Origin of the sequence: Aquidulcibacter sp., assembly GCF_044346625.1 — a bacterium.
Lineage (GTDB): Bacteria > Pseudomonadota > Alphaproteobacteria > Caulobacterales > Aquidulcibacteraceae > Aquidulcibacter.
In genome coordinates, this window is sequence record NZ_JBIIYV010000014.1 from 46,444 (window position 1) to 56,796 (window position 10,353).

8 protein-coding genes are annotated in these 10,353 nt (G+C 58.0%); 4 read left to right on the forward strand and 4 right to left on the reverse strand.

The genetic code is table 11. The annotated features are described in order from the left end of the window. Window positions 1-14 precede the first annotated feature (14 nt). Window positions 15-1,034, forward strand: a complete 1,020-nt coding sequence (gene trpS, locus ACIQ20_RS05795) for a tryptophan--tRNA ligase (protein ID WP_395778286.1) — start codon at window positions 15-17, stop codon at window positions 1,032-1,034. Here trpS and ACIQ20_RS05800 read toward each other — a convergent pair. The 4 genes from ACIQ20_RS05800 to ACIQ20_RS05815 form a co-directional block, all read right to left on the reverse strand. After that, window positions 1,031-2,590 carry a sodium:solute symporter gene (locus tag ACIQ20_RS05800; RefSeq protein ID WP_395778288.1) on the reverse strand — a complete coding sequence of 520 codons (1,560 nt, stop codon included), beginning with the start codon at window positions 2,588-2,590 and terminating at the stop codon, window positions 1,031-1,033. The genes trpS and ACIQ20_RS05800 overlap by 4 nt on opposite strands. 70 nt (window positions 2,591-2,660) lie before the next feature. After that, the gene (locus ACIQ20_RS05805; protein ID WP_395778290.1) at window positions 2,661-4,487 is read right to left on the reverse strand and encodes a magnesium chelatase subunit D; all 1,827 of its coding nucleotides are present in this window, start codon (window positions 4,485-4,487) and stop codon (window positions 2,661-2,663) included. After that, window positions 4,484-5,512: a magnesium chelatase ATPase subunit I gene (gene bchI, locus ACIQ20_RS05810; protein WP_395778293.1), complete on the reverse strand. Its 1,029-nt coding sequence runs from the start codon at window positions 5,510-5,512 to the stop codon at window positions 4,484-4,486. Before bchI ends, ACIQ20_RS05805 begins: the two co-directional genes overlap by 4 nt. A gap of 30 nt (window positions 5,513-5,542) precedes the next feature. Beyond that, a complete protein-coding gene (locus ACIQ20_RS05815; protein WP_395778295.1) occupies window positions 5,543-6,844 on the reverse strand; it encodes a Coenzyme F420 hydrogenase/dehydrogenase, beta subunit C-terminal domain in 1,302 nt (433 codons plus the stop codon). 395 nt (window positions 6,845-7,239) lie between these two features. On the opposite strand from ACIQ20_RS05815, the gene ACIQ20_RS05820 reads away from it, so the two are divergent. The 3 genes from ACIQ20_RS05820 to ACIQ20_RS05830 form a co-directional block, all read left to right on the forward strand. Continuing rightward, window positions 7,240-8,520: a ferredoxin:protochlorophyllide reductase (ATP-dependent) subunit N gene (locus tag ACIQ20_RS05820; RefSeq protein WP_395778297.1), complete on the forward strand. Its 1,281-nt coding sequence runs from the start codon at window positions 7,240-7,242 to the stop codon at window positions 8,518-8,520. A 4-nt stretch (window positions 8,521-8,524) separates the two neighbouring features. Beyond that, window positions 8,525-10,099, forward strand: a complete 1,575-nt coding sequence (gene bchB, locus ACIQ20_RS05825) for a ferredoxin:protochlorophyllide reductase (ATP-dependent) subunit B (protein WP_395778299.1) — start codon at window positions 8,525-8,527, stop codon at window positions 10,097-10,099. After that, window positions 10,074-10,353: DUF3479 domain-containing protein (locus ACIQ20_RS05830; RefSeq protein ID WP_395778301.1), on the forward strand; the 280-nt coding region annotated here is incomplete at its 3' end. The genes bchB and ACIQ20_RS05830, both read left to right, overlap by 26 nt.

Genomic DNA, 10,353 nt, shown 5'->3' on the forward strand with positions numbered 1-10,353 from the left:
GTAAGAAGACGGACATGACCGACATACAGAAAAAGCGGGTTTTCTCCGGCGTTCAACCGACCGCAAATTTGCATTTGGGCAATTATCTGGGCGCGATCAAGCGCTTCGTTGAATTGCAGAACGAGCCCGGTTCAGATTGCATCTATTGTGTGGTTGACTTGCATGCCATCACGGTACCGCAAGACCCAGAAAAGCTGCGCGCTCAGACCCGCGAAGTGGCCGCTGCCTATCTGGCTGCGGGCGTTGATCCCGTTCGCTCGGTGATTTTCGTGCAGTCGAACGTCTCTGCCCATGCAGAACTGGCTTGGATCCTCAATTGCGTTGCGCGCATGGGCTGGTTGGAGCGCATGACCCAGTTCAAGGACAAAGCTGGCAAGAATGCCGAGCGCAGCTCAGTCGGCCTGTTTGACTATCCCGTTTTGATGGCAGCGGACATTCTGACTTATAAGGCGACCCATGTGCCGGTGGGCGATGACCAGAAGCAGCATCTTGAATTGTCGCGCGATATTGCTGCCCGTTTTAATTCGGACTTCAAGGTCGATGGCTTCTTCCCCTTGCCAGAGCCCATCATTGGCGGCCCGGCCGCGCGCGTGATGAATTTGCAAGACGGGTCGAAGAAAATGTCCAAGTCTGATCCGGCCGATAATTCCCGGATTAATATGACGGACTCGGTCGATCTGATGGTCAAGAAGATCAAAAAGGCAAAAACCGATACCCTGCCCATGCCGTCCCATGTCGATGAATTGAAGGGTCGGCCAGAGGTTGATAATCTGGTCAGCATCTATGCCGCCCTTTCCGGCCAAACCAAAGAACAGGTCGTGGCGGAATTTGTCGGCGCAGGCTTTGGCGCCTTCAAGCCACGCCTGGCCGATCTGGCGGTGGAAGCCCTTGGGCCCACGATGACCTCGATGGCCAATTTCTTGGCAGACCCTGCCCAGATTGATGCGATCCTGCGCGCAGGCGCGGACCGGGCCAATGCGATTGCCCAGCCGATCTTGAAAGACACCAAAGCTGCGGTCGGCTTCTGGTCTTAAACCGCCACACTCGGGGCAGGCTTCTTGGTCTGCCCCACTTGGCACACCAAAAATGCAACCGTGGTGCCAATGCACAATTGCCACGGGAAGGCGAGGCTCTTCCAAGCGGGCGGGAGGCCGAAAAAGTCGACGATATAGGCCTGCTGCAGCAGGATGGTGACGAAGCCTGCCACCAAGGCGGCAATGACACTGGGGGTAGAACCGCGCTTGGTGAAGACTGCCGTGATATAGACGCCCGACAGGCCCGAATAGGCAAAGGTCATGACCGACAGCACAAAGGTCAAGAGCGGGGTGTCGGTATATTGCTGCCAATAGAAACACAGGATCGACATGGCAAACAAGGCTAGGCCCAGCACTACCATGCCCAATTGGCCTGCGCGTACATAATGCGCCTCAGGTTTTGGCCCGCGCTTATCGCGCCAAGGTCGATAAAAATCCTGCACCAAAACCGATGACATGGAGATCAGACCCGAATTGACGGCGGCCGCAGCAATCACGCCTACGGTCACAAAGCCGCGCAGACCCGGCGGCATTTGGGTCAGGATAAAGGTCATGAAGACCGTGATGTCTTGCCCATCAAACTTGGTCATCACGGCTTGGCTGCCTTCTTGGATCATCAAGTCGGGGCGCTGGTAAAAGACATAGAGCAAAGACCCGATGGTCATGAAGATCAGCACGACCGGGATCGTGGCGAACACCGAGACAAACATGGCTCGATTGCCTTGCTTGGCATCCTTGCAGGCCAATAAGCGCTGGGAGGTATCTTGGTCGAGGCCAAAGTTACAGGCGTTCAGGATCGCCACCCCGGTAATCAGGGCCCAGAAAGAAAAGGGTGCGCTGAAATCCAGGCTGAAATCGATCAGGCGCAATTTATTCGTGCCCTCTGGCGTCTGTACCAGGCCTTGCCAAATCTCGACCCCCGAAGCGGGGATTTTCATCAGAAGGAACACCACTACAGTCAGCGCAGCGGTCACATAGATCGCGACTTGGACCAGATCACTCCAGATGATGGCGTTCAGGCCGCCGATAAAGGTGAAAATCAGGCCAAATACCAGGAGCAGAAGCGAGGCTTGGACGATATGGTCGGGCGCAATGTCGCCAAACATGATCATGGAGACGGCGATGGCGGCGAGATAAAGGCGCGAACCGCTGGCAAGCACGCGGCCTACCAGATACATGCCCGCTGCCGCTTGTCGGGCCGTTCGGTCATAGCGCTTTTCGAGAAGTTCATAGACGGTTGTTGCCTGCATGGCATAAAAGCGCGGCATCAGGACAAGGGCGACGATGATCGCGCCCAAGGCCGCACCAATATTGCTGCCCAAATAGGTAAAGTCACCGCGATAACTGGAATCTGGCGCACCCAAAAAGGTTGCAGCGGATTGGCTGGTGGAGAGGACGGAGATGGCAACCAGCCAGATCGGCATGGTGTTGCCGGCCAAAAAATAATCATTGGCCTTGGCCATTTTGCTATTGGTCGCCAAAATACCTGCAATGGCGATGATAGCGACATAGCCACCCAAAATCGCCCAGTCTAACGCGGTAAATCCAACAGCCATGGCTCAGCTTTCCCCAAAAGCTTAGAAGAGAACCCTATGACATAGGGTTTGGCCTAACGTCCACTGCGCTTCAAATGGCGCTAATGGCTTGCGCGTTCAAATAGGGCAAGGGCGCATAAATCGCCCGCATTGCCTCGGCCAATTCGCGTGCGCCGGGGCGCGGGAAGGGCGAGGTATCAATATGTACCGCCGCAATCTCTGCCAGCCCTACGGCGCGCGCCGCCAATAGTGCATCGGCCATTGCGGCCGAGCGGCCAGCCCTGCCTTCGCGCCCGATATTGCCGCGCCCGTCGGTCAAAAACAAAAGGCGCGGCGTGCGGCCCTTGGCCTTCTCTGCCAGCGCCAGCAACAGGGCCGTATCTATGCCCGCTGCCAAGGGCGTGCCGCCCCCGCCTGCCAAATCGGATAATTGTCGACGCGCCCGTGCCAGGGACCGTGTAGGCGGCAACAGGATCTCAGCCGCCTCATTGCGGAAAGCGACCAAGGCTACCCGGCTGCGGTCGACATAGGCCTGGGCTAACAACAGCTCCACCGCCCCTTTGGCTTCGGCAAGGCGCTGAAAGGCCGAAGAGCCAGACGCATCGACGACCAGAATTGTGGTCGCCTCTTTGGGCTGGGCAAAGCAACGGATGCGGAAGTCGCTTTTGCGCACTTCAATGCGCTTTTTGCCTGTTTCCAGCGCCGCGTCGGCTTGCGGACGACGGCGCAGCTTCTGCCAAGGTGCTGCGGCGCGCAGGGTTTCGATGATGTTGAGGCGTTCACCGGGCTTTAAGGTACCGCTGCGAGAGCGAATGGGCCTGCCACGCAGCGGTGACTTTTGCAGGGCGCCGCCGCCACTGCCGCTCGCCCGTCCTTGGCGATTGGGTTTTGCTTGGCTCCCCAGTGCTGCGATGAGTTCAGCTGGCAGGGCAGATTTGACGGCATCCACCAGAACTTCGCTGGGATTGGGTGGGCTTTTGTGCTCTGCTTCAGTTTGAGAGTCCGGTGGAGTTTCGGCAGGCGGCGTTGGGTCCGCCTCTGCCTCAGTTTGTTCTGCTTCGTCCTGGGTTTCAGGTTGTTGGTCAGAATCGTCGGGCTGAGGCTCTTCAGGCGGTGGCGGTAATTGCAGGGCTTGGGGTGCTAGTACCAGCTGTGCAGCTAAAGTGACATCACCCAAATTGGCGACTTTCCTGCCGTCTAGAGCCGCAACCATGCGAGCGACGCGCAGACACAAAAGCGCTGGCCGGGCAGAGTTCAAGCCAAAAGCTTGGGCGGCCTCACAAATGGCCTCGAGGAGCGACTCTGACGCAAGCCCAATCTCTGGCAACGCGTTCTTGGCGCGCTCGATATCTTCAAGGCTTGCCCCGTCCCCTGCCAGATCACCAAGGCCCAGACCATTGCCGTCGAGGCGGAAGCTACACCGCTCTAAAAGTGCAAACGGTGGGGATTCTTCTGGGCCCATGCTTTCATCCAGCAGGATCAAGCCAAAGCGCGCCGGCAGAAGCGATGTCAGCCCATCGCGCTCCAGCTGGAACTGGCCTTCATCCAACGCGGCAGCGATCCTTGCGGCGGTGGCAGAACTCAAGCGCTCTGCCATGGGCAGTACCAGCACCCCACCATCAACTTCGCTTAACAGGCCGCGCTGGACAACGGGTTGGCCCATGGCCAAGCTGGTTGCGAGATCGAGGCCACCCAATAGCCGGTCGTCACCCGTCTGCACCGGGCAACGGCGCAAGGGTGCCCCTTCTGGCAAAAGCTCTTTTAACAGATCGAGCCAAGCATCAAAGAATGGGCTGCCTCGACCCTTGATCGAGATGCCGCCCAATCCATGGGGGTCCATCGCAAACAAGGTGGCGATCAACAAGGCTTCCGGCCAGGCTGCGCAGGGCACAGTTTCGGCTTGCGCCTCGGCGGTCATGATCCAAACAGGTCTGACATGGCGCGTTCAATCCGGGTGGACGAGCCGGTTTCATCGAGGGGGTTGCGGCGCAGGCGGTGGCGCAGGGCCATCACCGCAATCCCGCGCAAATGATGGTCTTCCACCCGTGTATCGCCTTCAAGGGCAGCAACGGCGCGTGCGGCGCGGATCAAAGTCAGCTCGCCGCGCAACCCATCCACGCCAACGGCCATACACAGGCGCGACGCCCATTCCAGAGAAGCATCAGGGGTTTCAATGTCGCTTAAGCGACCACGTGCCGCGACAATCTTCTCCCGCACAGCTGCCTCGCCTTCAGCCTGACGGGCTGCAAAGCCCGCACTATCGCGGTCAAAGGAATCGCGGCGGCGCACCACTTCGACGCGCATAGCCAAGTCGTCTGGTGTTTTCACATCCACCGATAGGCCAAACCGATCCAATAATTGCGGGCGCAGCTCGCCCTCTTCCGGGTTGCCGCTTCCGATCAGGACAAAGCGGGCCGGGTGGCGCACACTAAGGCCTTCCCGCTCGACAACATTTTCGCCTGAGGCGGCCACGTCCAAAAGCAGGTCGACCAAATGGTCATCGAGCAAATTGACTTCGTCGATATAAAGAAAGCCACGATTAGCGCGGGCCAAGAGGCCCGGCTCAAAGTGCTTTTCGCCTTGGGTTAACGCGCGCTCTAGGTCGAGTGCACCGACGACGCGGTCTTCGGTTGCGCCCAAGGGGAAGTCGACCACAGGCGTCGCCATCTCGCCCACGTCGGGTATCTCGCCTTCCAGACGATGGATACAGCCCGTGGCACAAGAGGATTTGTCCGCGCGTGGGTCGCAATGATACTGACAGGCCTTGACCATTTTAATCGGCGGCAAAAGGGCGGCCAAGCCCCTGACTGCGGTCGACTTGCCCGTGCCGCGATCGCCAAACACCATAACCCCGCCAATGCCAGGATCTGTGGCTGCGATCAGCATGGCCAGCTTCATGTCATCTTGGCCGACAATGGCTGTGAAAGGGAAAGCGATACGCATCAAAAAGGCTCCAAAAGGAAGGGGTTGGCTTTAGGCATCTGCCTCCGCCGCAGATTGAACCTTAGCACCTGACTCATCAACTGGCTTGCGCTCTTGGCTGTCAGAGGTGAGGCCATAGGGTGCGGTCAATTGCCAGACATGGTCAGGGATCATGTTTTTCATGCGTTGCGGCTCTTCGCGGCGTAGGTGAAGCACTGTTTCAATGGCCTTCATTTCTACCCGCGTCCGGGCGAATTCCAACCCGCGAGGCCCTATTCTCGGCATCAGCCAGCCCACCAAGGGCCTGACCCAATCTGGCATGCCGCGCAGGGGCAGCCCACCAGCTGCGCGCTCAACATTGGCTTTAAAGCCCCTTACCGCGCTGGCGCGTTTGCCATGGCTGGTCGGTGCCGTCAGGGCGATTTCATCGCCTAACAGCGAGAGCAATTCCTCACCGCGTTCGTTGCGAACCAGCAACCACTGCTCGCCTTGGCCACCCATATAGCCAATTGTGATGTCGGCCAGCGAATTGGTGTAGTCGACACAGGTCCGGCAGGTCAGCGGGAAAAAGTCCGGGGGTAGTTTTGAGATTGGCAGCTGCAGGAAGGGAATGACCTGCTTGTGACCGTCATCAAACCGCAATTCGACATGGTAATCCGCCCGGAACTCCAAATAACTGATGGTCTTGGGCTGATCCGACAACAGGTCCAGAAATTGATGGAAGCTTTCGGTGGTCGTATTGTCTGAGCAGGGCGTGCCGATCACATAGAGACGCTCAAACCCAAGTTCGGCTTCCAGTGCACGCAAAGCATAGACTTGGCAGGGAATGCCAATCACCGCGAGGCGCTTATAGCCCAACTCAAGTGCAGGCTCTAGCAAAGCCAATAAAGGCGCATAGCCCATGCGCATACCTCGACAATGGGCAAGCTCTGAAGCTTCTGTCACCAAAGTGGGCACAGGTCGCCAACGATCTTCCGGATCGGGCTTCATGGTCAGAACCGCGTCGACCGCGCCGGTTTCCAGCAAGCGCTCGGCGAGGCGGGTGGTGATCCCGGTCCATTGCGCGCCAGGCAAAGGGGCGTTCAGCTTGGCTTGATACATCGCCTTCACAGGGCCAAAGAATAATTCGTCGCCAGCGGCCGTATCGCGGGCGCGCCCATGCACTCGGGTTTCCAGCTCTGGATAGGTTGGGCTGATGAATTGGCATGCCCGCCCACAGCGTTTGGGGTCTGACGTCCGCGAGATCCCACAATCGGTGCAGAGCGTGCGTGCGGGGGCTGGGGTGTTTAGCGCTTGACTAATCCTCGGATCGTCTGACCCAACGCCCGGTGCACGACTTGTCGAAGATTCCACCCTAACCTCATCTGCTACCCGCATCAATTATGACTGTCTCACCACGGGAACAAATTGCAAGGGTTTGTTCGTTTTGTGACTGTCAAAAGTTTTGGACGTCTATTTCTATTGACAAGATGCAGGAGGGAGGCATACCTTGCCGGATGACCTTAACTGAGGTCCGTTTTCTGCTGGAGAATTCCGATGTTGATGCAGCCTTCTAACTCACACGAATGGCGTGTTTCTGAGACCTCCGTCAGTAGAGCCTCCGAGCGGAAAAAGGCCTCCACTCCCATTCTAGTCCGTTGGCTTGAGGGTCTTTTGCAATTCGCCAATCCTTGGCCCGCCCATGCGGGCTCTAGCTCGGTCACCCATACGAAGCACGCCCAAAGCGACACAGATCGGGCGTCTTGAGCATGAGCGACGCGGTCACGTTGATAAGCCCCACTACCGAGGCGCGCCCTGTTCTGCGGGAGCGGGGCCAACGGGAAGTGTTTTGCGGGCTTACTGGCATTGTTTGGCTGCATCGCAAGATTCAAGACGCGTTTTTCCTCGTCGTTGGCTCGCGGACCTGCGCGCACTTGATCCAATCCGCCGCTGGCGTGATGGTTTTTGCTGAGCCTCGCTTTGCCACAGCCATCATGGAAGAGCGGGATTTAGCCGGTCTGGTCGATGCCAACGAGGAGCTTGACCGAGTGGTGGACAGGCTTCTGTCGCGTCGTCCCGACATCAAATTGCTGTTCTTGGTCGGCTCCTGCCCTTCAGAAGTCATTAAACTGGATTTATCGCGCGCCGCAGAGCGGTTGACCCAAAAGCACAGCCCTTCGGTTCGGGTCCTGAATTATTCGGGTAGCGGCATCGAGACGACTTTCACCCAAGGTGAAGATGCGTGCTTGGTTGCGATGATTCCAGCAGCACCGGTCGCCTCCGAAGAAGCGCCTGCCTCACTCTTGGTCGTCGGCACCTTGCCCGATATCGTGGAAGATCAATTTGCCCGGCTGTTTAATCAGTTGGGCATTGGTCCTGTTGCTTTCTTTCCACCACGCAATTCGCAATCCATTCCTGCGATTGGGCCAAACACGAAATTTCTGCTGGCGCAGCCCTTTTTGGGTGAGACGGCCCGTGCCCTGATCGAACGCGGCGCGCAACACCTGCCTGCGCTATTTCCGTTCGGCGCAGAAGGCACAACCCATTGGCTGAAAGCTGCTGCCGATGCCTTTGGCATTCCAGAGCTTCATTTCTTGGCGGTTGTGGCACCAGGGCGTGAGCGGGCCAAGCGTGCGCTGGAAGCGCAAAAAGTGCATTTGGCTGGCAAAAGCATCTTCTTCTTCCCAGACTCGCAAATGGAGCCCAGCCTCGCGCGCTTCCTGTCGCGGGAACTGGATATGAAGCTGATCGAAGTCGGCACGCCCTACCTCAATCGCCAGCTCCTTAGCGCTGAGATGGATTATCTGCCCGAGACCGTCACCTTGAGTGAAGGCCAAGATGTTGATCGTCAGCTCGATCGGTGTCGCGCGGCAAAGCCGGACTTGGTTGTCTGCGGCATGGGCCTCGCCAACCCACTCGAAATGGAAGGCATTTCGACCAAATGGTCGATCGAACTCGTCTTCTCACCGGTTCATGGATTTGATTGCGCCGGCGATTTGGCTGGCCTGTTTGCACGCCCCTTGTATCGCCGCTCTGTGTTGAAAGTTTAGTCCCATGCAGTTGACGGTTTGGACATATGAAGGACCACCTCATGTCGGGGCGATGCGCATCGCGACTGCCATGAAGGGTGTCCACTTTGTCTTGCATGCACCCCAAGGCGACACTTATGCCGACCTTCTGTTCACGATGATCGAACGCCGTGGAGCGCGTCCACCGGTGACCTACACGACCTTCCAAGCACGTGACCTTGGCACCGATACCGCTGAAATCTTCAAAACAGCCGCGCGCGACGCTTTTGAGCGCTTCGATCCCGATCTTATGCTCGTGGGTGCCTCGTGCACCGCCGAATTGATCCAAGACGATCCAGGCGGCTTGGCGCGCGCCTTGAACCTGCCGGTCCCAACCATCACGCTTGAACTGCCTTCCTATCAAAAAAAGGAAAATTGGGGCGCTTCAGAGACTTTCTATCAAATCGTCCGCGGTTTGGCGACACAAGCTCCGGCCCCAAAGCCTGAAGGCGCTAAGCCGAGCTGTAACATCTTGGGCGCGACGGCTCTGGGCTTCCGGCACCGCGATGACGTGATTGAGATCACCCGATTGCTCAATCAACTAGGAATTGATGTGAACGTCGCCGCCCCGATGGGTGCCACAGCCGACGATATCCGCCGTTTGCCCCAAGCCGACTTTAACGTCGTCCTCTATCCTGAAATTGCCGACACTGCCGCGCGCTGGTTAGAGCGCCAGTATGGTCAAAAGGCCGTTCGCACGATACCAATGGGCTTCCAAGCGACGTGCGAATTTGTTCGTGAAGTGGCCGCACTGGCTGGCGTCGACCCTGAGCCGGTGCTGTCTCAGCATGGCTCCCACATGCCGTGGTGGGCGCGTTCGGTTGATTCCAATTATCTCACCGGCAAGCGCGTCTTTGTGTTTGGCGATGCCACCCATGCCATGGCTGCAGCCCGCGTGGCCAAAGAAGAACTTGGCTTCGAAGTTGTTGGCCTTGGCTGCTATAATCGTGAATTCGCACGCGACGTGCGGGCTTGCGCGGCGGAGCTCGGCGTCGAAGCCCTGATTACCGACGATTATTTACTGGTCGAAGAAACCATTGCCGCCCTGCAGCCAGAACTGGTTCTGGGCACGCAGATGGAACGCCACATCGCCAAGCGCCTCGGCGTTCCCTGCGCGGTCATTTCAGCACCCGTCCATGTGCAGGACTTCCCCGCCCGCTATGCGCCGGTGATGGGCTTTGAAGGCGCGAATGTCTTGTTCGACACCTGGGTCCACCCTCTCGTGATGGGTTTGGAAGAGCATTTGCTGACCATGTTCCGTGAGGACTTCGAGTTCAATGATGCAGCCGGGCCTTCCCATCTCGGTGGTCATGCCAAGGTCGAGGCAGCGGCCAAGCCAATGCCAGAGCCTGAAGCCGCTCCCGTGGCGGCACAGGTCGCAATCCAAGAAACCATCAGCGTTCTCAATTGGAGCCCAGAAGCCACCAAAGAATTGTCGAAAATCCCCTTCTTCGTCCGGGGCAAAGCCAAACGTAACACAGAACGTTACGCGGCCGAGCAGGGCTTAGAGACCATCTCCATTGAAGCGCTTTACGATGCCAAAAGCCACTTCGCCCGCTAGCGCCAGCCATGGCCTGCGCGCCAAGGGCGAGGGCGAGACTGTGCGCGTTGTCATCGTCACGCTCGACAACCATTTGCGTACTTTGGTTCAGCGTGCATCTGATACCTTAGCGATTGAAACGCCCGGTGTTGAACTTGTCATGCATGCCGCCACCGACTGGGCTGACAAGGCCGGGTCGCTTGAAGCGTGTCATCGCGACATCGCGAAAGGCGATATTATCCTCGTCTCCATGATGTTTATCGACGAGCATATCC

What these genes read in the sequence shown, in the direction of transcription:
- trpS (WP_395778286.1), top strand. Translation starts at nt 15, where the DNA reads ATGACCGACATACAGAAAAAGCGGGTTTTCTCCGGCGTTCAACCGACC.
- ACIQ20_RS05800 (WP_395778288.1), bottom strand. Translation starts at nt 2,590, where the DNA reads ATGGCTGTTGGATTTACCGCGTTAGACTGGGCGATTTTGGGTGGCTAT.
- ACIQ20_RS05805 (WP_395778290.1), bottom strand. Translation starts at nt 4,487, where the DNA reads ATGACCGCCGAGGCGCAAGCCGAAACTGTGCCCTGCGCAGCCTGGCCG.
- bchI (WP_395778293.1), bottom strand. Translation starts at nt 5,512, where the DNA reads ATGCGTATCGCTTTCCCTTTCACAGCCATTGTCGGCCAAGATGACATG.
- ACIQ20_RS05820 (WP_395778297.1), top strand. Translation starts at nt 7,240, where the DNA reads ATGAGCGACGCGGTCACGTTGATAAGCCCCACTACCGAGGCGCGCCCT.
- bchB (WP_395778299.1), top strand. Translation starts at nt 8,525, where the DNA reads ATGCAGTTGACGGTTTGGACATATGAAGGACCACCTCATGTCGGGGCG.